The sequence below is a fragment of the Paramicrobacterium humi genome (assembly GCF_900105715.1).
GTDB classification, from domain to species: Bacteria; Actinomycetota; Actinomycetes; order Actinomycetales; family Microbacteriaceae; genus Paramicrobacterium; species Paramicrobacterium humi.
Map to the genome: position 1 here is coordinate 2185729 of NZ_FNRY01000001.1, position 26620 is coordinate 2212348.

The following is a 26620-nucleotide window of genomic DNA, read 5'->3' on the forward strand; positions in this document are numbered from 1 at the left end:
TGCGTACCTACGACTTCTCTTCTCCGTCTCCGGTGGAATTGCCGGACCACTCTCAGGCATCCTGCAAGCGTGTCAGGGCGATGTCAGTCCCGTCGCGCAGAATTGGGAACGAGTCGGAGGCGAGATGGCACCGGTTGAGGTACGAGCAATCCAAGTGGAAGCCGCGATTCACAGTATCGAGCTTGAAGGCTCAAACGTGACGAGCGAAACGCGCGCCGATGCTGACTCGTACGTCGCTGGAACTATCAACTCCGATGAACTCGTTGAGCGAGTCCGCGCCCGGTATGGCCTCTCCTAATAGCTGATCCTCATCTGGTTGCAGGGACTGACGTCTGACGGGTGCTTGCCGCGCAGTGCGGATCCCGCTCCGGTACGGTGCGCTTCCCCGCCGCACCAACGACGCTGACGGCGGGATACCGACGGGCGATGGCTGGTTCAGGTGAGATCCACGAGCGTCTACTAGCGCGCGGGTATCGACGGGACGGCGGCAACCGTTACGTGCGAGAGGCCCCGACGGCATTGAGCAGAGCTTAGACCTCCTTGTGCTGAATCACGACATCCGTCTCGGCACCTACGCGGTCGACGGTCGCCAGTTCGACAGCATGCCGGGATTCACGGTAGCCCTCGCCACGCGGCTGAGCATCAATGTCGTAGCCAGGCTCAGCACCGGAGAGGAGCTGCAGTTCACCTGCAATGTTCCGTCGGTTGAGGGCGCTATCATCCTCAAGGCCTACGCGTGGGACGGGCGCCATGCGGCGAAGGACGCTGTCGACCTGCACAGTCTGTTTCGCATTGTCGAGTCACACGACGTCGACGTCATCGGCGGCTGGCACCTCGATGAGTCTCCGCCCAAGGGAAGCCGGCGCGATTCCAGTCGCACCCTTCATGCCCTCGCACGCGGCTGGGAAGCACGGCCGCCGAAGGTGTCGTTCAACTACAGGCAGCTCATCTCAAGCATCCGGACTCGCGTCGCTGGAGTTGAGGCGGATCGCCGTGTATAGGCGCGTCTCAAGTTCCACATCGAGGACGCGATCTGTCGTCCATCTGTGAGATCTTCCAACCTCGATCCCGACAGAGGAATCCATCGCCCGGGACCCGGGCTAGCGTGTCGGCAAGAAGCCGTGACATCGCGGGTCCGCCTTTGAGCCTCGTCGATGCTCGGAATGTGCGTGACCCGTTCTTTGCCAAGTCGGCGTTCGGTAGCGCACGCGAAGTGTATGCGGCCTGAAACGCCGGCCTACTTGTGGGATGCCCTTCGAGCCTCAACTCTCAGGCGAAGGTCGTGATTTTAGTCGGGTGGTTCCTCTCCGGAAAGGTCGCCATCAGCCAACCGTGCGGATCCCGGCGCTGTGCAGCGCTCGCTGCAGCAGGAGCGCGAGCGCCGTCGCCGCGAGGGCTGACGCGACACGGGCGACGAACACGAGTGCAATGAGCGTCGGTGTCAGGAGGTCGGGGCTGATGATCGGCAGCGACAAGGCGAAGATCATGATGGCGCCGGCGAGAGAGGCGAGAGCCCATCGCGAGCGCGACGCCCAGCGGCATCCGGTCGCCTTGATCGCCAGGCCGATCGCGAGGGCGGGAAGAGCTAGCGCGGGGAAGAGCAGGATGCCGAGGGTGCTGAACGGGAATGCAAGGGCGGCCGCGATGACGGCGGTCAGCGGGATCGCGCCCCACCAGCGGGTGAGCAGGCCCGCGAGGGTCGGGAGAATCTGGTGGATGCCGGCGACGGCGGCGTAGGCGACGGGGGAGGTCCAGGCCACGGCGGTCGTGAACGGCGTGAGGGCCGCGAGGATGACGGCGGTGACGGCGCCGAGCGCCGCGATGACGAGCAGGGTGCGGCTCGCGACGCGTCGCTGCGGGGCCGCGGTGGTCGGGGACACGAGGTCGAGGTTATCGTGCTCGCCGGTCGTCGCGGGGACGCTGGCTACACTGAACCCGTGGGGAACGACGCGGGGGCGCGGCTTCAGGGCGGCGACGGCGAGGTGCGTGCCGTCGCGCGGGAGGCGTTGGCGGTGCTGCGGCGCGACGACGCACGGGCTGGCGGCATCCTGAGCGGCATCGAACGGCTTGCTCGCGCGCGACGGGTGACGCCGACGCGTGGGGGAGCGGTCTTCTTCACCCTGCTCGGTATCGGGCTGGTTGCGGCGGTCGTGTCGGGTGCCCTCGCGGGGCCGCCCGGCAAGCGGATCATGATCGACCCGGCGACGGCGGTTCCGGCGCTGATGGCTGCGGGGATCGTGGCGGTGCTGGCGCTCGCGGCGGCTCTGGCCCGCGGCATCCATCGACCCGTCCCGTCGGATGCCGGGGTCATTCTCAGCGTGATCGTCGCGCTCATCGTGGCGGGCATCGCCGTCTACCGGCTCGTGGTCGGTCCGTCGGGCGGAACGGCTGCGCTCCCGCCCTCGGCGTATGTGCTGTGGCTCGCGGGTGCCGCGGTCATCGTCATGGAACTCGTCGTCATCGCCGGCGTACTTCGGCGGGCCGTCCGGTCGCGGGACGCCGCGTTCGCCCGCGGGCGGCCGGATCGCGAACCCTCGTTGCGTGCGCAGGCTGAGGAGCTGGCGCAGAAGGACCGGGCGCTCTCGGTGCGCACGCGCGCCGACTGGGAGGCCGCGCTCGCCGAACTGCAGTCGGTTCCGACCGCGACGATCGAGCAGGCGCGACTCCTCGGGCCGATCGGCTGGCTCGCCTGGGCGGCATACGGACGCCGCATCGACCCGACAGAACTCGCGCCGCACGAAGGAGGCGCCGCACATGGACAGCCCATACCCTGACGCCCGCAGCTGGGCCCGCGACCACTCGCTCGCCAATGTGCCGCGGCTGGCGCGGCTGGAGGGATTCGCGTTCCAGCAGCATCCCGAGATCGTCGCCACATTAGGCGACGACGGTGCCGCCATGGCCAGGTTCGCGCGCGAGCGAGAGCGTCGCCGTTCGCCGGCGACGCGGGCGGGCAACGCGGCCATCCTCATCGTGGGGCTCATCGCGGTTCTCGCGCCGATCACCGGCGTGGCCGTTTACGGGGACGCGCCGGTGCACATCGCGCCGACAGGGCCGCTCGACGCGCACATCGCCGTGCCGATCGCGGGCGTGTGCTTCGTCATCGCCGCGCTGACGCAGCTCGTGCTGTGGGCCGTGTGGCTGCGGCAGCGCGCCCTGTGGTCGCCCCTGCTGCTCGGCTTCGCTGTGCTCACCGCCGTGCTTGCGGGCTTCGCCGCGATCGGGATGCCGAACTCGGCCGCCCGTGACGGCATGCCGCTCGGCGGCTGGATGCTGCCGGTGTGGCTCACTCTCGTGATCGCCGCGGCGCTCGCCGTCGCCGTCGTGCTGCGCTACCGCGCTCGCGCCGCGGACCCCGAGCCGGACGCCGTGCCGCTCGCGCCGACGGTCTCCGACCGGGAGCGCGCCCGCCAGGCCGTCGCCCAGTTGCCGGAGGAGGAGCGCGAGGCCATCCAGGACGACCGCGACGACGCGCTGCAGATCCTCGCGGAGCGCGGCCTGCTCGACGACGACACCCTGCGGCGCGCGCTCGACGCCGACCTCGGCACGCTCTTCACGCTGGATCCCGTTCGCGAGGAGTGAGTTCCGGCAAGTGCGCGATGCACATGGGGAGGGGAGTCTGAGGAGACTAGGAGGCGATCAAGCAGAGTCGTGGCGCTTCTGCGCCCTGCGCGATACATCTCGTCGAGCCGCTCCCGATCTGGGAGACTAGACGCATGGTAACCTCCCCGCTCCTCGACATTGAGGCGATCCGACGCGCCTGTGAGCGGTTCGGCGTGGAACGGCTCCGTGTATTTGGCTCGGTGCTCACGGACCGGTTCGATCCGGAGACGAGTGATGTCGACTTCCTCGTGACATTCCGGCCGGAGCGCGAGAATCTGTTCCACGATTACTTTGACCTGAAGTTCGAGTTGGAGCGGATCGTGGGTCGGGGAGTCGATCTCGTCGTGGAGCGCTCGGTGAAGAACCCCTTCTTCAAGGCGTCTGCCTTCGGGGGCGCACAGGATCTCTATGCGGCCTGAGGTGGGTGCGCATCTCTGGGACACGGTTGAAGCCGCGAGGCTCGTCCACGAATTCGCAAGTGGCAAGACCGAGAAAGAGTTCAACTCCGACGTGCTCATGCGCTCGGCGATTGAGCGTCAGCTGGAGGTTCTCGGCGAGGCCTTGAACCGACTCCGGAGGGACGACCCTGAGACAGCCGCCCGGGTGCCGGACCTCGAGAAGATCGCCGGGATGCGGAACGTAATCGCTCACGAATACGGCTCCATCGATTACGAGATCGTGTGGCGCGCGACGACCGGGGTTCCCGCCCTGATCCCGATTCTCGATGAACTCGTCAATGAGGCGCTGGGCGCGGCGGGACTGTAGTGGTATCTCGGCAAGATCCGACAAATCGGTCGAACCCAAGGTGAGCGAAAATCGCTGCTGACAGCATTCTGCCCGCACCGTCAGCCGCACGGAGTATCGTCGGCCCTGACGCACGAATCCACGCGAAGGAGCACTCATGACCAACCAGCTCGCGATCGGCGACACCGCGCCCGACTTCACGCTTGAGGACTCCGAGGGCAACACCGTGTCGCTCTCCGACTACCGCGGCAGCAACGTCGTCGTCTACTTCTATCCGAAGGCCGCGACGCCCGGGTGCACGACCGAGGCCTGCGATTTCCGCGACAGCCTCGCCTCTCTCGAGGGCGCGGGCTACAAGGTCATCGGCCTCTCGCCCGACCCGGTCGAGGCGCTCGCCGATTTCACGGCCGACCAGAAGCTCACCTTCCCCCTGCTCGCGGACCCGGATGCCGCCGTCGCGAAGAACTGGGGCGCCTGGGGTTACAAGACCCGCAACGGCGAGACGCGCGAGGGGATCCTGCGCTCCACGTTCGTGATCGACGGCGACGGCATGGTCGACCTGGCCGAGTACGACGTCGACCCGAACGGCCACGTCGCGCGCCTGCGCGAGGAGCTCGGAGTTGACCAGCCGGCCCAGTGAGATTGTGATGGCAGAGAACAAACACAACGGATGTGGGGGCGAGTTCGATCCGCATGCCCCGAACACCGACCTAGAACGGGGTGCTGTTCGCGAGCGCCGGGCGAGCGTGATCGACGCATCGGCCGGTTCGCTCGACGAAGCGTACGGTGACGGATACCTCGACGAACTGCGCGCCGACTGGCCTTCCTGATTTCAGTCGTTGTCGTCAGGCGTCTGCACCGAGAGCACGTCCTCCGTGTCGGCGAGCTTCTCGTACAGCGTCTCGTCCGGGCCCTTCTTCGGGTGGGTGAAGCGCAGCTGCATCTCGATGACGTCGCCGTCGCCTGACTCGGTCTTGTGGCTGTCGCCGAGCGAGATCTCGTAGCCGAGTCTCGTCGCCTCGGCGAGGATGCGCCGCAGCGCGCCGCGGCTGTTGCGATACCGCACCACGTATCGCACGCCCGTGTGCGCGGCCGGCAGCTTCTTCGACACGAGACTGAGCGCCGTCACCGCGACGAGATACAGGGCCGTCGCGAGTGCGGCGACGACCGGCATCCCGGCCCCGCACGCCATGCCGATCGCGGCCGTGACCCAGATGGATGCCGCTGTCGTGAGGCCGTTGACCACGTTCTGCCGCACGAAGATCACGCCCGCGCCGAGGAAGCCGATGCCCGACACGATCTGCGCCGCGATGCGCGACGGATCGAGCTGCACCTCGCTGCCGAGCACGTTGTCGAAGCCGTACGCGGACACGAGCGTGAACACCGCCGCGCCGAGACCGACGATCGTGTGGGTGCGCAGCCCCGCGCTCTTCAGCTGCCGCTGCCGCTCGAGGCCGACGATGGCCGACAGCACGAACGCGATGCACAGCAGCACCACTTGGGTGAGGGTGGTGTCCGATACCCAGTTGATCGTGATCATCTGTTCGTGTGCCTCCGGATGCCGCTATCGCGTCGCCGCGTGTCGACGAGGTCCGTCCAACCTCGCAGTCTAGGCCGATTTCGACCGTCAAGGAACGGCACGAACTCCGCCAGTGAGCTTCTCGGTGCGGAAAGTCCCTCGACTCAGCGAATGGTCCGCGAATGGTGTCCGCGAGCGCCGTCCAGCCACGTGTCGCATCGTTATTTTCTGCATTTCGGCGCGACTCGCCGGTCGCGGGCGTCCGTTCCCGGCGTGTCGCGGCATATTGCAGAATGAAGAGTTTCACGCGAGATCTCTGTGGGACGCAATGCCGGTCGAGAGCGGAATTCGACATCAGCCACGTGCCGCGGGAAGATTCCGCCGCGGCCGTGCAGTACGCGGTGCTCGGCACCGCCCTCTACGAGCCGGTGCTGCTGGCCCTGCGGCGGCTTGCGCACCAGGACCTGGCGCAGCGCGCCCTCGGCGGCGGCGCGGACGCGTGAACGCCGGCCGGCGGCATCCGCTTCAGACTGATGTCTCCCCGGCACATATAATCATCAGAGAAGTCTTATATGTGAGGTGGGGCATGGCAATCACCAGCATCGATATCGACGACGACCTTCTGAAGGAAGTGAAGCGGATCACCGGCGCGCGCACCAAGAAGGAAGCTGTTGCCGCATCTCTCACGCGCACGGTGCAAATGCATAGGCAGCTTGAGCTGATTGAAGCGGCAGCGGACCCGGAGATTCAAGACATCCTTTCGCACATGCACGAGGACGCGGACGCCGGGACTGCCGCGATTTCATGAGCCGGGGCATCCTCGTCGACAACAGCGTGTGGCAGCGACTGGGCCTCGCTGATGTGAAAGCCGCCCTCGACGACCTCACAGGTGCGGGCTGCGAGATCGTGACCTGCGCCCCGCAACTGCTTGAGTTCTTGTGGAGTGCGCGCAGCGGCGGCGACTATGCCAAGCTTCTCAACGTGATCGGCGCCTGCCGGGAGGCCGAGCCGCAAGCAGGGTTCGGCACGGAGTGCGTGCGCGTTCAACAGCTGCTCTGGAACTCCGGACGAGTTCGCGCTGTGGGAAATGCCGACGTGGAGATTTCCGTCATCGCCGTACAGAACGACTGCACCGTCATTCATTACGACAGTGATTTCGAGCACATCTCGGCCGTCGAGCCCCGTTTCTCGCATCGATGGATCGTTCCTCGAGGAACGCTGCCTCACTGACCCCGCACACGGAGCGCACGTGCAATCGCCGCCGCGCTGACGCGTACGAATCGAGCCGGCGGCATCCGCTCGACTCGTCGGTCAGTGCTGGGCGGCGACGAGCTTCAGCAGCGTCGCCTCGGGGCGGCACGCGAAGCGAACGGGCGCGTAGATCGACGTGCCGAGACCGGCCGAGACGTTGAGGAACGACGAGCGCAGCGCGTGCGTCCACACCGAGAGGCCCTTGACCTTCGAGCGCGGAATGTCGCAATTGGTGACGACCGCGCCGTAGCCCGGAATGCACACCTGGCCGCCGTGCGTGTGCCCGGCGAGGATGAGCTGCGCCCCGTGCGTGACGAACGCGTTGAGCACCCGCTGGTACGGCGCGTGCGCCACCCCGATCGAGACGTGCCGCGACAGGCCGGGATCGTCGGTGTCGAGCGTCTGGTCGTCCTTCTGCTCGTCGATGAGCCGCGTCAGCAGGCCGAGCCGGTCCCGGTGCACGTGCGGGTCGTCGACGCCGAAGAAGTCGAGAACCGTGCCGTTCACCGTCATCGAGCCGACCGCGTTGTTGAGGTCGAGCCAGCCGAGCGTCTCGCCGAAGAACCGGTCGAGCGCCGCCGTGTCGAGATCGGGCTTGCGCTTCTTGACCCCGCCCGAGTGCCGCTTGAGGTACGCGAACCAGCTCTTGCGCATGGGTCCGTAGAAGTCGTTCGAGCCGTGCACCTGCACCCCGGGGATGCCACGGTACGTCTCGAGCGCCCGCCGGATGCCGACGAGCCCGTCCTCGTGCCCGAGATTGTCGCCCGTCGACACGACGAGGTCGGGCTTCAGGTCGACGAGGCCCGCGACCCAGCGCTGCTTGTCGCGCTGCCACGGCGCCATGTGCAGGTCCGACAGGTGCAGCACCCGGATCGGCTCCGCGCCCGGCGGCAGAATCGGCACCGTCACCTCACGCAGCGTGAACAGCCGCCGCTCGATGAGCGACCCCCACGCGAACGCGGCTGCGCCGGCGAGAGCGGATGCCGCCAGAGCGGCGATCAGCCCGGTTCCGCCTCGTCTGCCCATGCTCAGCGGCCGTTGCCCTTGTCGTCGCAGTACATCGTCAGCGTGATCGCGGTGTCGGGGTTCGCCGTCGCGTCCGCCGCGGGATCCTGCGTCGCGACCTTGCCGGCGTCCTTCGCCGGGTTGCCCGGCTCGGTGCACTCGCCCGCGCGCTTCACGTTGCCGAACCCGGCGCTCTTGAGCGCCTGCTCCGCATCGTGATACGTCTGGCCCACGACATTCGGAACCGCCTGGCCCTTGCCGTTGCTCACGTACAGTGTCACGGAGGAGCCCGCGCTCACGCGCGCGCCGCCCGCGGGGTCGGAGTGGTCGACGAGACCGGCCTGCACGGTTGAGGGGACCTGCTCATCGGAGACCGACACGCCGAAGCCCGCGCCCTTGAGCGTGCTCGTCGCCTGCTCCACCGACATGCCCGCGACGCTCGGCACCTCCTTGAGGATGCGCCGTGTCAGGTTCGAGTCCGCCTGCGGGAACTGGTCAGCGCCGTACAGCTCGATCGTCTTCGAGAGGATCGTGCGGGTCAGGCCGAACTTGATCTGGCTGCCGAGGCTGCCGTTGATCCACGTGCGGTTCATCGGCGTGAAGTTCTTCGTCAGCGTATTGCCGACCCAGACGGCGTTCGCGGCCTTCGTCGTCGCCGTGACGAGCCACGTGTCCTTGTAGTTGTCGGTCGTACCCGTCTTGCCGAAGATCGGCTGACCCCAGACCATGCCGCCGCGGCCGGTGCCCTGGGTCATGACTTTCGTGAGGGTCTGCACGGCTGTCGCCGCCACATTCTCGGGGATCGCCTGGTTGCAGTCCTGCCCCGGAACCTGCATCTCGGAACCGTCGGACTGCACGATCTTGTCGATCGCGCGCGGCTCGCAGTGCTTGCCGCCCGCGGCGAGCGTGGCGTACGCGTTCGCCATCGACAGCGGGGCGATCGTGTCCTCGGAGGTTCCGATGAGCGCCGTCGGGTACGCGGTGCTCAGCGGCTCGCCGTCGGCGCGGTGAGCGCCGAGGTCCTTCGCGACCTGCGCGATGTCGCACAAGTCGAGCTTCTCGCCCATCGCGGCGAGAACGGTGTTGATCGACTGCGTCATGCCGTGCTGCACCGTGAACACGCCGCCGGGGCCGCCGCCGCCGTCACCGGCGTTCTTCGGGCCGCCCGGCCATGTGACCGGTCCGTTGCAGGTGTCGTAGCTGAAGCTGCGACGTGTGCCGTTCACGGTCTCGTTGATGGAGTGGCCCTCCAGGAGCCAGTCCACGAGCACCATGGTCTTCCAGGTCGATCCGGGCTGGAAGCCGCTCGACCCGCCGTAGTCCTGGTCGGTGTTGTAGTTCACCGACGTGTACCCGGGCTTCTTCGCATTCGAATACGCGGTGTTCTGTACCATCGCGAGCACGCGGCCCGTGCCGGGCTCGATCGTCACGGCCGTTCCGCCGAGGTTCACGCCGTCGATGTGCGAGGGCACGGCCGCGTGCAGCGCGTCGCCCTCGGTCTTCTGCAGTCGCAGGTCGAGCGACGTGTAGATGTCGAGTCCACCGCGCTTGAGTGTGGCGACACGGTCGCTCGCTGTCGCGCCGAACGCGGGATCGTTGCGAATGAGCTTCGTGACGTAGTCGCAGAAGTACGCGTTCGAACCGGCCGAGGCGCAGCCGCCCTTGGGCTGCGTGATCTTCGGCTCGATCTTCGTCTCGATGGCCTCGTCGTACTGCTTCTGCGTGATCTTACCGTAGTGCAGCATCGCCTGGAGGACGACGTCGCGGCGCTTCTTCGTGAGCGCGTAGCCGTTGTCCTTGCCGTTGTCGGGGTTGTCCGGCTTGTCGAGGCGCAGCAGGTTCGGGTTGTTCACCATGCCGATGAGCGTCGCCGCCTGCGCGAGCGTCACATCCTTGGCCGAGGTGCCGAAGTAGTAGTTCGCTGCCGACTGCACGCCGTAGATGACGCCGCCGAAGCCCGAGATGTTGAGGTAGCCGCGGAGGATCTCGTCCTTCGAGTACTTCTTCTCGAGGCCGACCGCGTAGCGCATCTCCTTGAGCTTGCGCGCGTAGTCGACGCCCGCCGCCTCCTCGTAGCACTTGCGCAGGGCCTCTTCGTCCTCGCTGAGCCGCTCGCACTCCTGCACGAGCACGTTCTTCACGTACTGCTGCGTGATGGAGGAACCGCCCTGGACGTCGTCGCCCACGGTGTTCGACACGACGGCGCGCAGCGTTCCGGTGAGGTCGATGCCGCCGTGGTCGTAGAAGCGGTTGTCCTCCGTCGCGACAGCCGCGTCCTTGAGGTACTGCGAGATCTGATCCCACTGCACCTCTTCGCGGTTCTGCTCGTAGAAGCTCGCGAGAAGAACGTTCTTGTCCCCATCCTTGGCGTAGATGTTGGACTTCTCCATGAGTGGGCTGATCTCGAGGTACTCGGGAAGACTGTCGAACACGCCGATGGCGCTGTTGGCTGACATGCCGGCCATGGCGAGAGCCGGAGTGACGGCTGCGGTGGCGAGGACACCGGCGGCGGCGCTGAGTCCGACGAAGCCGAGAAGGCCTCCGAGCACACCTCTAGCCGTGCGTTTCTGTTCAGGCATAGGATCGATGGTAAGTGACGATTCTGGAAATTAGCCCACGCGGGCGCCCGTTCACCGAATCGTGACGTTGCATGTTATGCGCCAAATCGAAGGAGCCCCTGTGACCAAGTGGGAGTATCTGACCACGCCCCTGATCGTCCACAACACGTCGGCGATCCTCAACAACTGGGGGAGCGAAGGCTGGGAACTCGTGCAGGTCGTCACGGGCCCTGAGGGCGGGCTCGTCGCCTACTTGAAGCGGCCGGTGGAGGCCTGATGGCGCGCATCGCCGACCGGCTCGCGGAGCTCGGCTTCGAGCTGCCCGCTGTCGCGGCCCCCGTCGCCGCGTACGTTCCCGCCCTCGTGAACGGCAATCTCGTGCACACCTCCGGCCAGCTCCCGTTCGTCGCCGGGGAGCTGCCGGCGACGGGCAAGGTCGGCGACGGCCCCGGCCTTGTTCCGGGGGAGGACGCGAAGGAGTACGCCCGCGTCTGCGCGCTCAACGCGCTCGCGGCGGCAGAGAGCGTCATCGGCTCGCTCGATCGCGTCACGCAGGTAGTCAAGGTCGTCGGCTTCGTGGCATCCGACCCGTCGTTCACGGCGCAGCCGGGCGTCATCAATGGGGCCTCGGAGTTCCTCGGCGAGGTGTTCGGGGATGCCGGAAAGCACGCCCGCTCCGCCGTGGGCGTCGCCGTGCTGCCGCTCGACTCGCCCGTCGAGGTCGAGCTCGTCCTCGCGTTCGCGTAACGCTATCCCGCCTTTGCCTGCGCGATGCGGCGGGCCGCGGCGTCGACCTTGTGCGCGAACGCCGGGTCGTCGGTAGCGCGCTGGAGCACCGCGTCGCGCATCTCGGGGTAGATGGACGGCGTGCTCGAGATGAGCACGAGGTCAACTCCCGCCTCGATGGCGAGGATCGCGCGCTGCGCGGGCGACCAGGCGCTCACTTGCGTCGCGGCGCTCAGATCGTCGGTCATGACGACGCCGCCGAAGCCCACGTCGTCGCGCAGCACCGAGACGACAGCGGGGGAGAAGGCGGCCGGTGCGCTCTTGTCGATCTTCGCGTAGATCGCCGTCGACATCATGACGACAGCGGGCCCCTCGCCGAGCAGCGTGCGGTACACGTCGACGTCAGGGCTCGAGGCCGAGACGACGTCGTCGGTGACGCCGGAGGCGAAATCGGTGTTCGTCGTGACGTGGCCGAGGCCTGGGAAGTGCTTGAGCGTCGGAATGATGCCCGCCGTGCGCATCCCCTCCGCGAACGCGCCCGCGCCCGCGGCGACGGACTGCTCGTCGCCGCCGTACTCGCGCTCGAGCGCGCCGATCGGCGGATTCGATCCCGCGCTGCCGGCCGGCACGATGTCGGCGACGGGCGCGAGGTTCATCGTCACTCCGGCGCGCTTGAGCTGCGCGCCCCACTGCGCGGCATTGCGCCGCAGATCGGCCGGGCTCAGGCGGCCCTGCTCGAGGGCGGAGGGGATCGCGTCGAAGCCGGATCCGTGCAGCACCTGCACCTGCCCGCCCTCCTGATCGGTCGCGACCCACAGCGGGAGCTTGGACGAGTCCGCCTGCGTGAACCGGCCGACGAGCTGCGCGACAGCGTCGATGCTCTCGGGTGCGGGGCCGTGCAGGAAGACGCCGCCGACGCCGTCGTCGCGAACCGCCGCGAGCGCCGTCGCGTCCGCACTGCCGACGTGCGTGCCGACCATGAACAGCTGCGCGACCTTCTGCCGCAGCGACATGCCCGCGATCGGATCAGGCGTGGGGGACGGAGTCGGCGACGACGTCATTGTTGCGGATGGTGTCGCGGTCGTGGGCAGCACGGCGGGCGCGCAGCCGGAGAGGCTGAGCACCGCGGCCGTCACGGCCGCGAATCGGACGAGAGCTCGCGCGCTGACCATCGTGCTCTCATGATCTCACTCGCGCATGAGCACGGTCGTCGACACGACGGATGCCGCGAGGCCTCGCACCGCGGCATCCGATCGTCATATCGACCTGAGCCGGCGCTACTTCTTCACCTTGTCGCTGATGACCTTCATGACCATCGTGTCGGCGAGGGTCGTCGTGTCGCCGATCTCGCGGCCCTCGGCGAGATCGCGCAGCAGGCGGCGCATGATCTTGCCCGAGCGCGTTTTCGGCAGCTCGTTGACGATGAAGATGTCGCGCGGTCGGGCGATCGGGCCGATCTGCTCGCCGACCCAGCCGCGCAGGGCGCCCGCGATGTCCGCGATCTTCTCGGCCGCGTCGAGGTGGCTCTGCTTGATGATCACGAACGCGACGACCGCCTGGCCGGTCGTGTCGTCGGTCGCGCCGACGACGGCGGACTCGGCGACCATCTCGTTCGCGACGAGCGCCGACTCGATCTCCGCGGTGGAGAGACGGTGCCCCGACACGTTCATGACGTCGTCGACGCGGCCGAGCAGCCAGATGTCGCCGTCCTCGTCGAGGCGCGCGCCGTCGCCCGCGAAGTACACGTCGCCGAACTTCTCCCAGTACGTCTCCTTGTACCGCTCCGGATCGCCCCAGATGCCGCGGAGCATGCTCGGCCATGGCTCGTCGATCACGAGCAGGCCGCCCGCGCCGTTCTCGACGGGCTTGCCCGCCTCATCGACGACCTTCACCGAGATGCCCGGGATCGCCACTTGCGCGCTGCCGGGCTTCGCCGCCGTGATGCCGGGCAGCGCCGACACCATGATCGCGCCCGTCTCGGTCTGCCACCACGTGTCGACGATGGGCGCGGCATCCGCCCCGATGACCTTGCGGTACCACATCCACGCCTCGGGGTTGATGGGCTCGCCCACCGAGCCGAGCACGCGGATCGAGGAGAGGTCGAACTCCTGCGGCACCTGCCGGCCGATCTTCATGAACGAGCGGATCGCCGTCGGCGCCGTGTAGAAGATCGAGACCTTGTACTTCTCGATGAGCTCCCACCAGCGGCCCGGGTGCGGGGTCTCGGGCGTGCCCTCGTACATGAGCTGCGTCGCGCCGTTCGCGAGAGGGCCGTAGACGACGTAGCTGTGCCCCGTGACCCAGCCGATGTCGGCCGTGCACCAGTACACGTCGCTCTCGGCGTGCAGGTCGAACACGTACTTGTGCGTGAACGCGGCCTGCGTGAGGTAGCCGCCAGACGTGTGCAGGATGCCCTTCGGCTTCCCCGTCGTGCCCGAGGTGTAGAGGATGTAGAGCGGGTTCTCGGCCTCGAACGCCTCGGGCGTGTGCTCGGCGGATGCCGCCTGCATCTGCTCGTGCCACCAGAGGTCGCGGCCCTCGTTCCACTCGACGTCGTTCTCGCCGCGCTTGACGACGAGCACGTGCTCGACGGTGCCCTGCGGGTCGCCGTCCTTGCCGTTCAGCGCCTGGTCGACGGCGGGCTTGAGCGGGGAGACCTTGCCCTTGCGCCAGCCGCCGTCCGCCGTGATCACGAGCTTCGCCTCGGCGTCGTCGATGCGCGAGCGCAGGCTGTCGGCGCTGAAGCCGCCGAACACGACGGAGTGGATCGCGCCGATGCGCGCGACGGCGAGCATCGCGACGACAGCCTCCGGGATCATCGGGAGGTAGATCGCGACGCGGTCGCCCTTGCCGATGCCGAGGCCCGTCAGCACGTTCGCGGCGCGCTTGACCTCGTCGGTGAGCTCGGCGTACGTGATGGAGCGGGAATCGCCCGGCTCGCCCTCCCAGTGGATCGCGACGCGGTCGCCGATGCCGGCCTCCACATGCCGGTCGAGGCAGTTGTAGGCGACGTTGAGCGTGCCGTCGTCGAACCACTTCGCGAACGGCGGGTTCGACCAGTCGAGAGTGCGCGTGAACGGCTTCTCCCAGCTGAGCAGCTCTCGCGCCTGGTTCGCCCAGAAGCCGAGCCGATCGGCCGCGGCCTCCTCATACAGGGACGGCTGCGCGACCGCCTTCGCGGCGAACTCCTCCGACGGCGCGAATCGGCGGTTCTCGTGCAGCAGGTTATCGATCTGCGTGTTCATGGTGCGGCTTGTCGCTCCTTTGCGGGTCAGGCTGTCTGAACCGACAATACTCGCCGCGCCGCCGGGTCGAGAATCTGAGCGTTTCACCACGTCTATGGCCCCACTGGCCGCCAGATGAGAGCGCGCTCAGAGTTGTCCCCCAAATGGCGGACCAAAGCTCTTGCGTTCGGCCCGGGAATGCGTACTATAGAACAGGCCGAATGCTTCATTCTGGCGTGCAACGCACTGATTCCCCCCAATCGAGACGTTGCGGACGGCACCCGTTCCCCCCAATGGGTGCCGTCCTCTCTTTAACCTTCGGACTCCAGCCTCCGCTCGAGGCTGCCGTGAGAGGCCTCCGGGGCCGCGTTCGGCCGGTCGAGTCGGCACGTGCTCGAGAGAGCAGGGGGCGCACCGCTCGTCCACAATCGTGCGAACGACGCGGGTTCTGCACACTCGAGCGACGATCGGATGCCGCGAGGCGGAGCCCCGCCTAGCCTGCCGTCATGCCCACCTTCGTCGCGGCGCCGAGCTTCGCCCCGTCGGCGACACCGAGCGCCTCGACGTCGCGAGTCGCTGCGGCCCGCTCGCGCCCTATCTCGCCGCGGCCGACGTCACCGACATCGTCGTGAACGGCGAGGCCGGGCTCTGGATCGACCGCGGCGCCGGCCTCCACCGCGACCCGCGCTGGAGCCTGCCCGCCGCGCAGCTGCGCGCGCTCGCGATCCGGCTCATCGCCCTCGGCGGCCGGCACATCGACGAAGCCACCCCGTGCGTCGACGTGCGCCTGCCCGGCGGCATCCGCGTTCACGCCGTCCTGGAACCGGTCTCGACGAGCGGCACGCTCCTGTCGATCCGCGTGCCGCTCGCCGGTCGCCTCGATCTCGCCGCGCTGCAGCGCGGCGGCATGTTCGGCCGGTCCGACGACCGGGTCAGGATGCTGCACCGCGCCGTCGCCGCGCGCGCGAACCTGCTGATCACCGGTGCCGCGGGCAGCGGGAAGACCACGCTGCTCGCCGCCCTGCTCGGCGAGGCCGATCCCGCCGACCGCATCATCGCGATCGAGGACGTCGCCGAGCTGCGCATCGCCCACCCGCACGTCGTGTCGCTCGAGTCGCGGCAGGCGAACCTCGAGGGCGCCGGCCGCATCGGCCTCGAGCAGCTGCTACGCGAGGCGCTGCGCATGCGCCCCGACCGGCTCGTGCTGGGCGAGTGCCGCGGCGCCGAGATCCGGGAGCTGCTCGCCGCCCTCAATACGGGGCATGACGGCGGCGCCGGCACCCTGCACGCGAACTCGCTCGCCGACGTTCCCGCGCGCCTCGAGGCGCTCGGCGCCCTCGCGGGCATGAGCGCCGAGGCGATCGCCCGGCAGACCGTGAGCGCCATCGGGCTCGTGCTGCACCTCGAACGCGACGGCGCCGCCCGCCGCCTCGCCCAGGTCGGCCGGTTCACGCTCGAGAACGGCCGACTCGCCGTGATCGAGGAGCAGCCATGAGGCGCCGCGACCCGACGCCGGCCGTCGAGCATGCCGCCGGCGTCGCCGAGCGCCTCGCCGTGCTGCTGGCCGGGGGAGTGGCCCCGTCGATGGCGTGGCGCTACCTCGACGAGTCACTCGGCCGCCGCGATCCCGTGAAGCCGGCCGTGTCCGCCGCGGCCGCAGCGGCGGCGGCCGGGAAGGACGTTCCGGCTGCGCTCGCCGCCGCCGACGGAGCCGCCGCCGACGCGTGGCGCTGCCTTGCCGCCGCACTCGAGGTCGCGACAGCATGCGGCGCGCCCGTCGCGGGAGCGCTGCGCACCCTCGCCGAGACGCTCCGCTCGCTCGGACAGACGCAGCGCGACATCGCGACGGTGCTCGCGGCGCCCCGTTCGACCGCGCGCCTCGTCATGGCGCTGCCGCTTGTCGGCATCGGCTTCGGCCTGCTGCTCGGCTTCGATACCGCCGGCGCCCTGCTCAGCCCGTTCGGCGCGGCCGCGGCCATCGCCGGCATCCTGCTCATGCTCGCCGGCTGGCGGTGGAGCTCCCGCCTCGCCCGTAGGGCGACGCCGCGCGACTCGGCGCCCGGGCTGCTCGTCGACCTCACCGCGATCGCGATGTCGGGCGGGGCCTCCGCCGACAGCGCCCTCGAGACGGCCGCGGCCAGTGCGGCATCCTTCGACCTGCCTGGCACCGACGACGACGCTGCCCGTGAGGTCATTCAGCTTGCGCAGCGCGCGGGCGTGCCCGCTTCCGAGTTGCTGCGCAGTGAGGCGCAGCGCATCCGGCGCGACGCGTCGAGTCAGGCGGCCCGCGCGGCCGCTCGCCTGGGCACGAGCCTCATGATCCCGCTCGGAGTCTGCGTGTTGCCCGCGTTCATGCTTCTCGGCGTCGTGCCGATGATGCTCGGCGTGCTCTCGACAACGAAGCTCGGCTTCTGAAATCCCTGTCGCCGACAGGGTTAGAGGACTAGAATGTGAAGCGACCGGAAATGTTGTCACGCAAAGGGCCCCGCTGGTGGATAAGCGGTTGAAGCCCCTGTTCCGCCAGCTCGCGTCCCAAGGCTGGCGCATTGAGAAGAAGAGAGACGGCTGGATGTGTTGGCCACCCGACACATCGCTCGGAGGAGTAATGATCCATGGCACCCCAAGCGACGGCAATTGGTACAAACAAGTTGAGCGACTCTTAAAGAAGCGGGGATTCAGCCCGAAATGAGGCCCGTACACTCGCCCGCATTGACCCCGGGAGGACCTGACATGAATTGGTTCGTCGAGATCGAGTTCGAGGTAGCGGCCGCAATGAACGATGAGACCGCGTTCGCCTTCTCAGCCGAACTTGGCGGAGTGCCTTTGGGCCGTCGCCGTGATTCTCTGGGCGGCGAAGTCGGAATTTCACTCTTCGCCGACTCAATTCAGGAAGCGATTGACTCGGCGACGTCTCGCGTGGGCGCAGCAGCGATCGCGACGATCGGTGTTCCCGCCTTCCTCCGCATCGACGCTATGACTCAGGAGATATTCGAGCGGGAGAGCGATCAGCCTGCCTTTCCCGATGTCATCGGCTACGCCGAGATTGCCCGCCTGGCGGGAGTGACTCGGCAGACCGCTCGCGAATATGCGAAGGGGTCCGCCTTTCCCCAACCGGTCATTGAAACGGCGCAGGGCCCGCTGTACGCCAAGAGCGCCGTTGAAGCCTGGCTTGAGAAGCGCGTTTCGCGGCGCCGCGAGCGCCTCTCGGCGTAGTCCGCGATGCGGGTGAGCGACGCCTCCGGGTACCTCTCGTCGTCCACATGAGGGTGCGGCCGAGCAACTATCCAGAGATCACGTGCCTTGCAAGCGCTGGGGAAGCGCACGCGTCAGACTGATAATGCTCGTGCCATCCGCCCCGCAAGGGAGACGAAAGGATGCACATGCCACACTCAACGCGTGCCAGGGCGAGAGCCCTGCTCAACCGGCTGGCCGACGACGAGGGAGCCGCGACCGCCGAGTACGCCATCGCCACGATGGCCGCCGTCGGCTTCGCCGGGCTTCTCGTCGTCATCATGAAATCGGATGAGGTGCGCGGCATCCTCACCGACCTGGTGCGCCGTGCGCTCACGGTCGACGGATAGCGAGCACGGCAGCGTCACGGCGGAGTTCGCCACGGTGATCCCCGCCGTGATGCTCGTGCTCGTCTGCTGCATCTGGGCGCTGCAGGCGACGGCCCTCCAGGTTCGGGTGACGGATGCCGCCGCCGACGCGGCCCGCACGATGGCGCGCGGCGACAGCGCTGCGCTCGCCCGCTTCCGCGTCGGCGCCCTTGTCCCCGGAGCGCACGTGAGTTCGTCGCACTCGGGCGAGTTCCTGTGCGCGACCGTCACGACGCGGGCGCCCGTGCTGCCCGTCACGCTTCGCGCTCGCAGCTGCGCCCTGGACGGCGGGCTGTGAACACCGCGCCCTTAAAGAAGGAGTGCGGCGCGGCATCCGTTCTCGCCATCGGACTCGTCGCCGCCCTGCTGGTCGTGACCGCCGTGCTCGCCCCGCTGTGTGCCGCGATCGCTGCTCGTCAGCAGATGGCCGGTGCGGCGGATGCCGCCGCGCTCGGCGCCGCCGACACCGCGTCGGGCCGCGTGCCCGGCGTGCCCTGCGAAGTTGCGCGCCGCGCGGCCCTTGCCAACGGCGCGGCGCTCGAGGCGTGCGACGTCGCCGGCCTCGTCGTCACCGTCACCGTGTCGACGCGCGTTCTCGTCTTTCCCGTCGCTGCCTCCGCACGCGCCGGCCCTCCGCCCGAATGAGGTTGCGGAGCTGCGGGAGCCAGAATCAGTTTCGGGAGCCACGACATCGTGGCTCCCAAATGTCGTTCTGGCTCCCCGAAGCGAAAGTGGCGCCCGAAGCGAGACGGGCGCCGCCGTCGCGGGCGGCCGCCGCCTACGCGTAGTTCGTCGTGTGGTACCGGTAGCCCACAGCGGTCGGGCGGTCGGAGTTGTCCGAATCGAACTCGCTGTCGCTCGTTCGCGCGTACAGATACGACTTGCCCGGGTCGACGGGGATCTCCACTGTCGGCTTCACGTCTCCCGAGGGCAGAAAGTCGACCGCGATCGTCTTCCCCTCAAGCGGGCCGTCCGTGAGCTTGGCGGTGTAGCTGGTGCCTGAGGTGTTGTTCATACCCTTATTGTGTTCTTCGGCGCCGAAGAAGCAAGCCCTCGCCGCGAAGACAGCGATGTGCGTGGGGGCGGCGTCCAGAATTCACACAGCCGACGATTAGGTGTTGTCGGTCGACGGGTGTGTATGGTGTGCACGACGAAAGGAGTCGGGTGTCAGGCACGAAGAAGTTGGTCATCGTCGAGTCGCCGACAAAGATGAAGTCCATCGCCGGGTATCTCGGCGAGGGCTATGAAGTGCTGTCTTCTGTCGGGCACATCCGCGACCTCGCGGAGCCGAAGAAGCTGCCGGCCGAGCTGAAGAAGGGCTCGCTCGGCAAGTTCGCCGTCGACATCGAGCACGACTTCGAGCCGTACTACGTCGTCTCCGACACGAAGAAGAAGACGGTCGCCGAACTCAAGCGCGCGCTCAAGGACGCTGACGAACTCCTGCTCGCCACCGATGAAGACCGCGAGGGCGAGGCCATCGCGTGGCACCTGCTGCAGGTGCTGAAGCCCAAGGTGCCGGTCAAGCGCATGGTGTTCCACGAGATCACGAAGGACGCCATCCTCGCCGCGAAGGACAACACGCGCGAGCTCAACGAGTCCCTCGTCGACGCGCAGGAGACCCGCCGCATCCTGGACCGCATCTACGGCTACGAGATCTCGCCCGTGCTGTGGCGCAAGGTCGGCCCGAGCCTCTCGGCCGGGCGCGTGCAGTCCGCCGCGACACGCCTCGTCGTCGACCGGGAGCGCGAGCGGCTCGCGTTCGTCGCGGCATCCTATTGGGACCTGACCGCCGAGGTCACCCCCGCCGGCGCCGACTCGAGCTTCGAGGCGCGCCTCGTGCGCCTCGACGGCACCCGCATCGCCACCGGCCGCGACTACGACGACAACGGACAGCTCACGGCGAAGGTCCGCCCGCTCGACGAGCAGGCCGCGACCGCGCTCGCCGCGGCCCTCGCGAACGCGAGCGCCCGCATCTCGACGCTCGAGACAAAGCCCTACTCGCGCCGCCCCGCCGCGCCGTTCACGACGTCGACGCTGCAGCAGGAGGCCGCGCGCAAGCTCCGCTTCTCGGCCCGCCAGACGATGAGCGTCGCGCAGTCGCTGTACGAGAACGGCTACATCACCTATATGCGCACCGACTCCGCGTCGCTGTCGAAGCAGGCGACGGATGCCGCGAGGGCGCAGGCCCGCAGCCTGTACGGCGCCGATTCCGTGCCCGACAAGCCCCGCCAGTACGCGAGCAAGTCGAAGAACGCGCAAGAGGCGCACGAGGCGATCCGCCCCTCGGGCGACACGTTCCGCACGCCGCAGTCCCTGCAGGGCGCGCTGCACGGCAACGACTTCAAGCTCTACGACCTGATCTGGAAGCGCACGGTCGCGAGCCAGATGGCCGACGCGAAGGGCCAGACCGCGACGGTCACCGTCGAGGCGGAGGTGCCGGGGAGCGATGTCGCGAAGATCGCCGAGCTGACGGCATCCGGAACCGTCATCACCTTCCGCGGCTTCCTCGCCGCCTATGAGGAGGGCACCGACGAGGCGCGCGACGACCGCGAGAAGAACGCGAAGCTCCCGCCCATGACCGAGGGGCAGGACGTCGCCCTCGCCGACGTCGAGGGCAAGGGCCACGAGACGAGCCCGCCGCCGCGCTACACCGAGGCGAGCCTCACGAAGCGGCTCGAGGAGCTCGGCATCGGCCGGCCCTCGACGTACGCACAGATCCTCTCCACGATCGTCGACCGCGGCTACGTCACGCAGCGCGGAACGGCGCTCGTGCCGAACTGGATCGCGTTCAGCGTCGTGCGGCTGCTCGAGGAGCACTTCTCGTCGCTCGTTGAGTACGACTTCACGGCCGAGATGGAGGAGGACCTCGACCGCATCGCCGCCGGCGAGGCCAAGCGCGGCGACTGGCTCACCGAGTTCTACTTCGGCAACGACCAGCACAAGGGACTGCGCAACGTCGTCGACAACCTCGGCGAGATCGACGCGCGCGAGATCAACTCCGTGCGCCTCGACGACGAGATCACGCTGCGCATCGGCAAGTACGGCCCGTACCTCGAGGTGCTCGACGCCGACGCGACTCCGGATGCCGCCACCGGCGAGCTGCCCGTTCGCCGCGTCAACATCCCCGACGACCTCGCGCCCGACGAGCTCACCGTCGCGAAGGCGCACGAGCTCGCCGACGCGCCCGTCATCGGCGACCGCGAACTCGGCGTCAACCCCGAGAACGGCAAGTCGATCGTCGTGAAGGACGGCCGCTTCGGACCGTACGTGACCGAGCTCGAGCCCGAGACGGATGCCGCTGACGGGGCCGCGCCGAAGAAGAAGTCGGCGAAGGCGCCCAAGCCGCGCACAGCGTCGCTGTTCAAGTCGATGTCGCCCGAGACGGTCGATCTCGACACGGCGCTGCAGCTGCTGTCGCTGCCGCGCGTCGTGGGCGCCGACCCGGAGTCGGGCGAGGAGATCACGGCGCAGAACGGCCGCTTCGGTCCGTACCTCAAGAAGGGCACCGACTCGCGGTCGCTGCAGAGCGAGGACCAGATCTTCGCGATCGACCTGCCCGGTGCGCTCGAGATCTTCGCGCAGCCGAAGTATGGCGCTCGCCGCGCCTCGAGCGCGCTCAAGGAGTTCGAGGCGGACCCTGAGTCGGGCAAGCCGATCCGCGTGAAGGACGGCCGCTTCGGTCCGTACGTCACGGACGGCACGACGAACGTCACGATCCCCAAGGGCGAGGACCCGCAGGACATGACGTTCGAGCGCGCCGTGCAGATGCTCGCCGACAAGCGCGCGAAGGGCCCGGCGAAGCCGCGCAAGAAGGCGCCGGCGAAGAAGACGCCCGCGAAGAAGCCCGCCGCGAAGAAGGCCACCACGGCCAAGAAGCCGGCGGCGAAGAAGACGGGCACGTCGGCGAAGGCCGCCTCGAGCGACGAATGAGCGGACTGTTCATCACGCTCGAGGGCGGTGACGGCGTCGGCAAGTCGACGCAGGCGCAGCTGCTCGAGGACTGGCTGACGGATGCCGGCCGCGCGGTGCTGCGCACACGCGAGCCCGGCGGCACCGAGCTGGGGGAGCAGATCCGCGAGATCGTGCTGCACCACCGCGGCGACATCGCCCCGCGCGCCGAGGCGCTACTTTACGCCGCCGATCGCGCGCACCACATCGCGACGAAGGTGCGCCCCGCGCTCGAGGCCGGAACGGTCGTCATCCAGGACCGCTACCTCGACTCGTCGGTGGCCTACCAGGGCGCCGGCCGCGTGCTGTCGGGCGACGCGATCCGCGACCTCTCCCTGTGGGCGGTCGAGGGGCTGCTGCCCGACGTCACGGTGCTGCTCGACCTCGACGAGCGGCAGGCGCGCGAGCGACTGGATGCCGCCCAGAAGCGCTTCGACCGGCTCGAGGCCGAGAAGGCGGAGTTCCACGCCCGGGTGCGCGCCGCGTACCTCGAGCTCGCGGCATCCGACCCTCGCTTCATCGTCGTCGACGCCGCGCGCGACCCGCAGTCGATCGCGGCGGAGATCCGCGCGCGCGTCGAGCCGCTGCTGCGCTGACGCGCGCAGCGTCACGTCAGGCGCCGCGGGTAGGCTTGACGCCGTGACAGCATGGAGCACTCTGACGGGGCAGGGCGAGGCCATCGACGTGCTGCGCGCGGCCGCCGCCGACGCGAGCGCCACGATGACGCACGCGTGGCTCATCACGGGCCCTCCCGGCTCCGGCCGCTCCAACATCGCATACGCGTTCGCCGCCGCGCTGCTCGCCGGCGACCCCGACAGCGACCCGCACACGCTCGCGCAGGTCGACTCGCGCACGCACCCCGACCTGTCCGTGCTGCGCACCGAGAACGTGAGCTTCAAGATCGAGGAAGTGCGCCAGTTCGCGACGAGCTCGTACTACTCGCCGTCGGTCGGCCGCTACCGCGTGATGATCATCGAAGACGCCGACCGCATGACCGAGCGCACGTCGAACGTGCTGCTCAAGGCACTCGAGGAGCCGCCCGAGCGCACGGTGTGGATCCTGTGCGCGCCGAGCGACGCCGACATGCTGCCCACGATCCGCAGTCGCGTGCGCACGCTGCGCCTCAAACTCCCGAGCACAGGGGACGTCGCCGCCCTGCTCGAGGAGCAGCTGGGGGTGGATGCCGCCACGGCTGAGCGCGCCGCGCGCCTCGCGCAGAGCCACATCGGCATGGCGAAGCGCCTCGCGACCGACGACAGCGCACTCGCGCGGCGGGAGCAGACGCTGCGCACCGCGCTCGGCATCCGCACCGTCTCCGACGCCGTCATGGCCGCGGCCCGCATGATCGACGTCGCAGGCGATGACGCGAAGGCGCTCACCGAGCTGCGCGACCAGGCCGAGCGCGAGACCGTGCTGCGCTCGCTCGGCGTCGAGCCGGGCAGCACCGTGCCGCCCGCGCTGCGCAGTCAGCTGAAGGCGCTTGAGGAAGATCAGAAGCGGCGCGCCACGCGCAGCCTGCGCGACGGCATCGACCGCGTCCTCGTCGATCTCATGTCGCTGTACCGTGACATCACCATGGCGCAGCTGGGTCGGGAGGAGGCGATCATCAACCGGGAGTTCGCCGACGATGTGCGACGCGCGGCTGCATCGACCGACGCGGCGCGTACGCTTCACACGATGGACGCGATCCAGACGGCGCGCACACGCATTGCGGGAAACGTCGCCCCGGCGCTCGCCCTCGAGGCGATGCTCGTGACGGCGATCCGCTGAGGGGGAGAATGAACCGCTTACGCACTCGAGGAATCACCGGCGCCGCGGCCGTCGTCGCCGTCGTCGGCATTGTCATGCTTGGCCTGAGCGGCTGCTTCACCGCATTCGTCCCCGGCACCTCGGCGTCGAGCCCGGCACCCACGAGCAAGCCGCAGCCGACGACGACGGGCACGAGCGCCGAGCAGTTCTACGCGCAGAGCGTCGAGTGGAGCGCAGACGGCTGCGCGTCCGGCTTCGAGTGCGCCACCGTGCGCGCGCCCATGAACTGGGACAAGCCGGAGGCCGGCGAGATCGAGCTCGCGCTCATCCGGCACAAGGCCGGCGGAAAGGCGCTCGGCTCGCTCCTCGTGAATCCCGGCGGGCCGGGAGCCTCGGGGTACGACTTCGTGGCGAAATCGCTCGACTACGCCGTCGACTCGACTCTCAAGAGCAACTACGACATCGTCGGATTCGACCCGAGGGGCGTCGGTCGCTCGACCGCCGTCGCGTGCTACGACGACGCCGAGATGGACGACTATCTGTACAGTCTGCCGAAGAACCGGGACGTGGGCAGCTCGGCCTGGATCGCCGAGATGAGCGCGAACGCGAAGGCCTACGGCCAGGCGTGCCTCGACAACACCGGACCGTTCCTGCAGTACGTCACGACGGTGCAGGCGGCGAAGGACCTCGACCTGCTGCGCGCCGTGCTCGGAGACAAGAAGCTGAACTACCTCGGCTACTCGTACGGCACCTTCCTCGGCGCCACGTACGCGAACCTGTTCCCCGACAATGTCGGCCGCCTTGTCCTCGACGGCGCGATCGACCCGTCGGCGAGCAACTTCGAGGTCTCGAAGACGCAAGCCGTCGGTTTCGAAGACGCACTCAGGGCCTTCCTCACGGACTGCATCGACAACAACGGAAATTGCGCCTTCTCGGGCAGCGTCGACGGAGCCATGGACACGGTGAAGGAGCTGCTCGCGGCGGTCGAGGCGTCGCCGCTGCGCAGCTCCGACGGGCGCGAGCTCGGCGCGAGCACCCTCGTCACCGCGATCATCCTTCCGCTGTACTCCGCGAACAACTGGGACTACCTCAATCAGATGTTCGCGGACGTCATGGCCGGCAACGCCGACTACGCCTTCTACTTCGCCGACCAGTACAACGGCCGCGACGAGAACGGGCACTACATCGACAACTCCACCGACGCGTTCATGGCCTACAACTGCCGTGACTACCAGTTCGACGCGGACCCGGCGCACATGGCCGAAGAGGCCAAGCAGATCGAGCAGGCCTCGCCCGTCTTCGGAACGTACATGAGCTACGGGGACATCGGCTGCGCGAACTGGCCGTTCACCGACGGCGCGCCGCGCCAGGCGATCCACGCCGAGGGCGCTGCGCCGATCATGGTCGTCGGCACCACGGGCGACCCCGCGACGCCGTACGAGTGGGCCGAGGCGCTCGCCTCCCAGCTCGACTCCGGCTTCCTCGTCACCTATGAGGGCGAGGGGCACACGGCGTACAACAAGGGCAGCGACTGCGTGAACAAGGCCGTCGACGACTTCCTCGTGAACGGCACTGTTCCCGATGAGGATCCCATGTGCAGCTGAACTCCGGCGCCGTCTCGGGCGGCTTCTTCGTGCTCGCGGCATCCGTACTCTGGGGCACGACGGGAACGGCCGCATCGTTCATTCCGCACGTGGGCCGCTGGCCATCGGCGCCGCGGCCATGGGAGTCGGCGGGATGCTGCAGGGCCTTGTGGCCGTGAACGGCATCGTGCAGCACCGCCGCGGTCTCGCCGGCCACGCGCGCTGGCTGCTGATCGGCGCGTTCGCGATCGCCGCGTACCCGCTCGCGTTCTACACGTCGATGCGCTGGGCGGGCGTCGCGGTGGGCACGGTCGTCTCGATCGGCTCTGCTCCCGTCGTGTCCGCTCTCGTCGAGCGGGTCGTCGACGGGGACCGGCTCAGCCGTCGTTGGAGCATCGGGACGGCGCTCGGTGTCGCCGGCGCTGTGCTGTTGTGCCTCGCGCAGCGGGAGCCGGGGGAGCAGGCGCCTGCGCCGCTCGCGGGGATCGCCCTCGGCGTGGTGGCGGGATTGACGTATGCCCTGTACTCGTTCGCGGCGCGCCGCGTCATGCACGGCGGCGTGCCTCGCGGGCCGGCCATGGGCGCCTTGTTCGGGCTCGGCGGGATCCTTCTCGTTCCCGTGCTGCTCGCGACGGGCGCCAGCGTGCTTGCGACACCGCAGGCTCTCGGCGTCACCGCGTACATGGCCATCGTGCCGATGTTCGCCGGGTATCTGCTGTTCGGCGCCGGGCTGTGGCGATTGCGCTCGTCGACGGCGACGACGCTGTCGCTTGCCGAGCCGCTCGTCGCCGCTATTCTCGCGGTTCTCGTCGTGCACGAACGCCTCCCGATGCTCGGGTGGGTGGGCGTTGGGCTGATCGGATGCTGCTTGCTCGTCGTTGTGGTCAAAACCACCCCTTCGCGTCATGTAAGATCGATTGCTGTGCGCGCAGGAATGCGCGAGCACGCCGCCTTAGCTCAGTCGGTAGAGCGATTCACTCGTAATGAATAGGTCGTCGGTTCGATTCCGACAGGCGGCTCCAGTTTTCTCGATCGTTCGTGGCCCTTCTCTAGGGCCCGATTTCGGGCGCGCTTGACGCCACTATGGTGCCGGGTTCGTGCTTTGGCGAAGCCG

Annotated in this window: 32 protein-coding genes and 1 tRNA gene; 26 read left to right on the plus strand and 7 right to left on the minus strand. The window is 68.4% G+C overall.

Annotated elements, in window-relative coordinates; all coding sequences use genetic code 11:
* Positions 1–124: 124 nt before the first annotated feature.
* Together BLV49_RS16910 and BLV49_RS10875 are read left to right on the plus strand one after the other, a co-directional pair.
* On the plus strand, positions 125–298 hold the full coding sequence (locus BLV49_RS16910; protein WP_176980823.1) for an antitoxin VbhA family protein: 174 nt from the start codon (positions 125–127) through the stop codon (positions 296–298).
* 244 nt (positions 299–542) lie between these two features.
* Positions 543–1001, plus strand: a complete 459-nt coding sequence (locus tag BLV49_RS10875; protein ID WP_091183922.1) for a hypothetical protein — start codon at positions 543–545, stop codon at positions 999–1001.
* Positions 1002–1322: 321 nt separating this feature from the next.
* Here BLV49_RS10875 and BLV49_RS10880 read toward each other — a convergent pair whose 3' ends face one another.
* Positions 1323–1880 (minus strand): hypothetical protein, encoded by a 558-nt coding sequence (locus tag BLV49_RS10880; protein WP_091183924.1) that lies wholly within the window; start codon positions 1878–1880, stop codon positions 1323–1325.
* Between the two features lie 57 nt (positions 1881–1937).
* Between BLV49_RS10880 and BLV49_RS10885 the strand changes: the two genes are divergently transcribed.
* From BLV49_RS10885 to BLV49_RS16745, 6 genes are all read left to right on the plus strand, one after another.
* Positions 1938–2774 (plus strand): hypothetical protein, encoded by an 837-nt coding sequence (locus tag BLV49_RS10885; RefSeq protein WP_143034041.1) that lies wholly within the window; start codon positions 1938–1940, stop codon positions 2772–2774.
* Positions 2755–3579: a hypothetical protein gene (locus tag BLV49_RS10890; protein ID WP_091183928.1), complete on the plus strand. Its 825-nt coding sequence runs from the start codon at positions 2755–2757 to the stop codon at positions 3577–3579. Before BLV49_RS10885 ends, BLV49_RS10890 begins: the two co-directional genes overlap by 20 nt.
* A gap of 134 nt (positions 3580–3713) precedes the next feature.
* Complete coding sequence (locus tag BLV49_RS10895; RefSeq protein WP_091183932.1) at positions 3714–4019, plus strand: nucleotidyltransferase family protein; 306 nt, start codon at positions 3714–3716, stop codon at positions 4017–4019.
* On the plus strand, positions 4009–4365 hold the full coding sequence (locus BLV49_RS10900; RefSeq protein ID WP_091183935.1) for a HepT-like ribonuclease domain-containing protein: 357 nt from the start codon (positions 4009–4011) through the stop codon (positions 4363–4365). The genes BLV49_RS10895 and BLV49_RS10900 overlap by 11 nt, the downstream gene beginning before the upstream one ends.
* 136 nt (positions 4366–4501) lie before the next feature.
* Positions 4502–4984 (plus strand): thioredoxin-dependent thiol peroxidase, encoded by a 483-nt coding sequence (bcp, locus tag BLV49_RS10905; RefSeq protein WP_091183938.1) that lies wholly within the window; start codon positions 4502–4504, stop codon positions 4982–4984.
* Between the two features lie 7 nt (positions 4985–4991).
* Positions 4992–5174 (plus strand): hypothetical protein, encoded by a 183-nt coding sequence (locus BLV49_RS16745; RefSeq protein ID WP_143034042.1) that lies wholly within the window; start codon positions 4992–4994, stop codon positions 5172–5174.
* 2 nt (positions 5175–5176) lie between these two features.
* Here BLV49_RS16745 and BLV49_RS10910 read toward each other — a convergent pair whose 3' ends face one another.
* Complete coding sequence (locus tag BLV49_RS10910; RefSeq protein WP_218132623.1) at positions 5177–5884, minus strand: MgtC/SapB family protein; 708 nt, start codon at positions 5882–5884, stop codon at positions 5177–5179.
* Positions 5885–6156: 272 nt separating this feature from the next.
* On the opposite strand from BLV49_RS10910, the gene BLV49_RS17050 reads away from it, so the two are divergent.
* The 3 genes from BLV49_RS17050 to BLV49_RS10920 all read left to right on the plus strand — a co-directional run bounded on the left by BLV49_RS17050 (position 6157) and on the right by BLV49_RS10920 (position 7093).
* Complete coding sequence (locus BLV49_RS17050; RefSeq protein WP_218132671.1) at positions 6157–6366, plus strand: hypothetical protein; 210 nt, start codon at positions 6157–6159, stop codon at positions 6364–6366.
* Between the two features lie 83 nt (positions 6367–6449).
* Entirely contained in the window at positions 6450–6671 is a 222-nt protein-coding gene (locus BLV49_RS10915; RefSeq protein WP_091183941.1) for a type II toxin-antitoxin system VapB family antitoxin, read from the plus strand.
* A complete protein-coding gene (locus tag BLV49_RS10920) occupies positions 6668–7093 on the plus strand; it encodes a PIN domain-containing protein (RefSeq protein ID WP_091183945.1) in 426 nt (141 codons plus the stop codon). Before BLV49_RS10915 ends, BLV49_RS10920 begins: the two co-directional genes overlap by 4 nt.
* Before the next feature lie 81 nt (positions 7094–7174).
* Here the strand turns inward: BLV49_RS10920 and BLV49_RS10925 are convergent, their stop codons facing one another.
* Together BLV49_RS10925 and BLV49_RS10930 are read right to left on the minus strand one after the other, a co-directional pair.
* Positions 7175–8140 carry a metallophosphoesterase gene (locus BLV49_RS10925; RefSeq protein ID WP_091183947.1) on the minus strand — a complete coding sequence of 322 codons (966 nt, stop codon included), beginning with the start codon at positions 8138–8140 and terminating at the stop codon, positions 7175–7177.
* Between the two features lie 2 nt (positions 8141–8142).
* On the minus strand, positions 8143–10698 hold the full coding sequence (locus BLV49_RS10930; protein ID WP_091183951.1) for a transglycosylase domain-containing protein: 2556 nt from the start codon (positions 10696–10698) through the stop codon (positions 8143–8145).
* 100 nt (positions 10699–10798) lie between these two features.
* Between BLV49_RS10930 and sp36 the strand changes: the two genes are divergently transcribed.
* Positions 10799–10954 (plus strand): Sp36 family protein, encoded by a 156-nt coding sequence (sp36, locus tag BLV49_RS16915; RefSeq protein WP_176980824.1) that lies wholly within the window; start codon positions 10799–10801, stop codon positions 10952–10954.
* Positions 10954–11424, plus strand: a complete 471-nt coding sequence (locus BLV49_RS10935) for a RidA family protein (RefSeq protein ID WP_091183955.1) — start codon at positions 10954–10956, stop codon at positions 11422–11424. The genes sp36 and BLV49_RS10935 overlap by 1 nt, the downstream gene beginning before the upstream one ends.
* A 2-nt stretch (positions 11425–11426) precedes the next feature.
* Here BLV49_RS10935 and BLV49_RS10940 read toward each other — a convergent pair whose 3' ends face one another.
* Together BLV49_RS10940 and acs are read right to left on the minus strand one after the other, a co-directional pair.
* A complete protein-coding gene (locus BLV49_RS10940) occupies positions 11427–12575 on the minus strand; it encodes a glycoside hydrolase family 3 N-terminal domain-containing protein (protein ID WP_091183959.1) in 1149 nt (382 codons plus the stop codon).
* Positions 12576–12680: 105 nt separating this feature from the next.
* Positions 12681–14648 carry an acetate--CoA ligase gene (gene acs, locus BLV49_RS10945; protein WP_091183964.1) on the minus strand — a complete coding sequence of 656 codons (1968 nt, stop codon included), beginning with the start codon at positions 14646–14648 and terminating at the stop codon, positions 12681–12683.
* Positions 14649–15057: 409 nt separating this feature from the next.
* Here acs and BLV49_RS10950 point away from each other — a divergent pair, with 409 nt between their 5' ends.
* The 6 genes from BLV49_RS10950 to BLV49_RS10980 all read left to right on the plus strand — a co-directional run bounded on the left by BLV49_RS10950 (position 15058) and on the right by BLV49_RS10980 (position 18871).
* Positions 15058–16122 (plus strand): TadA family conjugal transfer-associated ATPase, encoded by a 1065-nt coding sequence (locus BLV49_RS10950; protein WP_245723620.1) that lies wholly within the window; start codon positions 15058–15060, stop codon positions 16120–16122.
* Positions 16119–17042 carry a type II secretion system F family protein gene (locus BLV49_RS10955; RefSeq protein ID WP_091183968.1) on the plus strand — a complete coding sequence of 308 codons (924 nt, stop codon included), beginning with the start codon at positions 16119–16121 and terminating at the stop codon, positions 17040–17042. Before BLV49_RS10950 ends, BLV49_RS10955 begins: the two co-directional genes overlap by 4 nt.
* A 315-nt stretch (positions 17043–17357) precedes the next feature.
* On the plus strand, positions 17358–17840 hold the full coding sequence (locus BLV49_RS10965; protein WP_091183976.1) for a helix-turn-helix transcriptional regulator: 483 nt from the start codon (positions 17358–17360) through the stop codon (positions 17838–17840).
* A gap of 167 nt (positions 17841–18007) precedes the next feature.
* Positions 18008–18208 carry a DUF4244 domain-containing protein gene (locus tag BLV49_RS10970; protein ID WP_176980825.1) on the plus strand — a complete coding sequence of 67 codons (201 nt, stop codon included), beginning with the start codon at positions 18008–18010 and terminating at the stop codon, positions 18206–18208.
* On the plus strand, positions 18186–18524 hold the full coding sequence (locus BLV49_RS10975; RefSeq protein WP_245723621.1) for a TadE family type IV pilus minor pilin: 339 nt from the start codon (positions 18186–18188) through the stop codon (positions 18522–18524). The genes BLV49_RS10970 and BLV49_RS10975 overlap by 23 nt, the downstream gene beginning before the upstream one ends.
* Positions 18521–18871 (plus strand): Rv3654c family TadE-like protein, encoded by a 351-nt coding sequence (locus tag BLV49_RS10980; RefSeq protein WP_091183987.1) that lies wholly within the window; start codon positions 18521–18523, stop codon positions 18869–18871. Before BLV49_RS10975 ends, BLV49_RS10980 begins: the two co-directional genes overlap by 4 nt.
* 133 nt (positions 18872–19004) lie before the next feature.
* On the opposite strand, the gene BLV49_RS10985 is transcribed toward BLV49_RS10980, so the two are convergent.
* Positions 19005–19241 carry a hypothetical protein gene (locus BLV49_RS10985; protein WP_091183990.1) on the minus strand — a complete coding sequence of 79 codons (237 nt, stop codon included), beginning with the start codon at positions 19239–19241 and terminating at the stop codon, positions 19005–19007.
* Positions 19242–19390: 149 nt separating this feature from the next.
* Between BLV49_RS10985 and topA the strand changes: the two genes are divergently transcribed.
* The 7 genes from topA to BLV49_RS11015 all read left to right on the plus strand — a co-directional run bounded on the left by topA (position 19391) and on the right by BLV49_RS11015 (position 26528).
* Entirely contained in the window at positions 19391–22156 is a 2766-nt protein-coding gene (gene topA, locus BLV49_RS10990) for a type I DNA topoisomerase (protein WP_091183992.1), read from the plus strand.
* Positions 22153–22770, plus strand: a complete 618-nt coding sequence (gene tmk / locus BLV49_RS10995) for a dTMP kinase (protein WP_091183996.1) — start codon at positions 22153–22155, stop codon at positions 22768–22770. The genes topA and tmk overlap by 4 nt, the downstream gene beginning before the upstream one ends.
* Before the next feature lie 43 nt (positions 22771–22813).
* Entirely contained in the window at positions 22814–23944 is a 1131-nt protein-coding gene (locus BLV49_RS11000; RefSeq protein WP_091184000.1) for a DNA polymerase III subunit delta', read from the plus strand.
* Positions 23945–23952: 8 nt separating this feature from the next.
* On the plus strand, positions 23953–25527 hold the full coding sequence (locus BLV49_RS11005; protein WP_091184005.1) for an alpha/beta hydrolase: 1575 nt from the start codon (positions 23953–23955) through the stop codon (positions 25525–25527).
* Positions 25518–25685, plus strand: a complete 168-nt coding sequence (locus BLV49_RS17370) for a hypothetical protein (RefSeq protein ID WP_176980826.1) — start codon at positions 25518–25520, stop codon at positions 25683–25685. Before BLV49_RS11005 ends, BLV49_RS17370 begins: the two co-directional genes overlap by 10 nt.
* Positions 25661–26497, plus strand: coding sequence for a DMT family transporter (locus tag BLV49_RS11010; RefSeq protein WP_342706643.1), 837 nt, complete (start codon positions 25661–25663; stop codon positions 26495–26497). Before BLV49_RS17370 ends, BLV49_RS11010 begins: the two co-directional genes overlap by 25 nt.
* Positions 26453–26528 (plus strand) — tRNA-Thr (locus BLV49_RS11015). Before BLV49_RS11010 ends, BLV49_RS11015 begins: the two co-directional genes overlap by 45 nt.
* Positions 26529–26620 lie beyond the last annotated feature (92 nt).

Excerpts from the sequence above, each read along its gene's own strand:
- BLV49_RS16910 (WP_176980823.1), top strand. The coding sequence starts at position 125 with ATGGCACCGGTTGAGGTACGAGCAATCCAAGTGGAAGCCGCGATTCAC.
- BLV49_RS10890 (WP_091183928.1), top strand. The coding sequence starts at position 2,755 with ATGGACAGCCCATACCCTGACGCCCGCAGCTGGGCCCGCGACCACTCG.
- BLV49_RS10895 (WP_091183932.1), top strand. The coding sequence starts at position 3,714 with ATGGTAACCTCCCCGCTCCTCGACATTGAGGCGATCCGACGCGCCTGT.
- BLV49_RS10900 (WP_091183935.1), top strand. The coding sequence starts at position 4,009 with ATGCGGCCTGAGGTGGGTGCGCATCTCTGGGACACGGTTGAAGCCGCG.
- bcp (WP_091183938.1), top strand. The coding sequence starts at position 4,502 with ATGACCAACCAGCTCGCGATCGGCGACACCGCGCCCGACTTCACGCTT.
- BLV49_RS16745 (WP_143034042.1), top strand. The coding sequence starts at position 4,992 with ATGGCAGAGAACAAACACAACGGATGTGGGGGCGAGTTCGATCCGCAT.
- BLV49_RS10910 (WP_218132623.1), bottom strand. The coding sequence starts at position 5,884 with ATGATCACGATCAACTGGGTATCGGACACCACCCTCACCCAAGTGGTG.
- BLV49_RS17050 (WP_218132671.1), top strand. The coding sequence starts at position 6,157 with ATGAAGAGTTTCACGCGAGATCTCTGTGGGACGCAATGCCGGTCGAGA.
- BLV49_RS10915 (WP_091183941.1), top strand. The coding sequence starts at position 6,450 with ATGGCAATCACCAGCATCGATATCGACGACGACCTTCTGAAGGAAGTG.
- BLV49_RS10920 (WP_091183945.1), top strand. The coding sequence starts at position 6,668 with ATGAGCCGGGGCATCCTCGTCGACAACAGCGTGTGGCAGCGACTGGGC.
- BLV49_RS10925 (WP_091183947.1), bottom strand. The coding sequence starts at position 8,140 with ATGGGCAGACGAGGCGGAACCGGGCTGATCGCCGCTCTGGCGGCATCC.
- BLV49_RS10930 (WP_091183951.1), bottom strand. The coding sequence starts at position 10,698 with ATGCCTGAACAGAAACGCACGGCTAGAGGTGTGCTCGGAGGCCTTCTC.
- BLV49_RS10935 (WP_091183955.1), top strand. The coding sequence starts at position 10,954 with ATGGCGCGCATCGCCGACCGGCTCGCGGAGCTCGGCTTCGAGCTGCCC.
- BLV49_RS10940 (WP_091183959.1), bottom strand. The coding sequence starts at position 12,575 with ATGGTCAGCGCGCGAGCTCTCGTCCGATTCGCGGCCGTGACGGCCGCG.
- acs (WP_091183964.1), bottom strand. The coding sequence starts at position 14,648 with ATGAACACGCAGATCGATAACCTGCTGCACGAGAACCGCCGATTCGCG.
- BLV49_RS10955 (WP_091183968.1), top strand. The coding sequence starts at position 16,119 with ATGAGGCGCCGCGACCCGACGCCGGCCGTCGAGCATGCCGCCGGCGTC.
- BLV49_RS10965 (WP_091183976.1), top strand. The coding sequence starts at position 17,358 with ATGAATTGGTTCGTCGAGATCGAGTTCGAGGTAGCGGCCGCAATGAAC.
- BLV49_RS10970 (WP_176980825.1), top strand. The coding sequence starts at position 18,008 with ATGCCACACTCAACGCGTGCCAGGGCGAGAGCCCTGCTCAACCGGCTG.
- BLV49_RS10985 (WP_091183990.1), bottom strand. The coding sequence starts at position 19,241 with ATGAACAACACCTCAGGCACCAGCTACACCGCCAAGCTCACGGACGGC.
- tmk (WP_091183996.1), top strand. The coding sequence starts at position 22,153 with ATGAGCGGACTGTTCATCACGCTCGAGGGCGGTGACGGCGTCGGCAAG.
- BLV49_RS11005 (WP_091184005.1), top strand. The coding sequence starts at position 23,953 with ATGAACCGCTTACGCACTCGAGGAATCACCGGCGCCGCGGCCGTCGTC.
- BLV49_RS11010 (WP_342706643.1), top strand. The coding sequence starts at position 25,661 with ATGCTGCAGGGCCTTGTGGCCGTGAACGGCATCGTGCAGCACCGCCGC.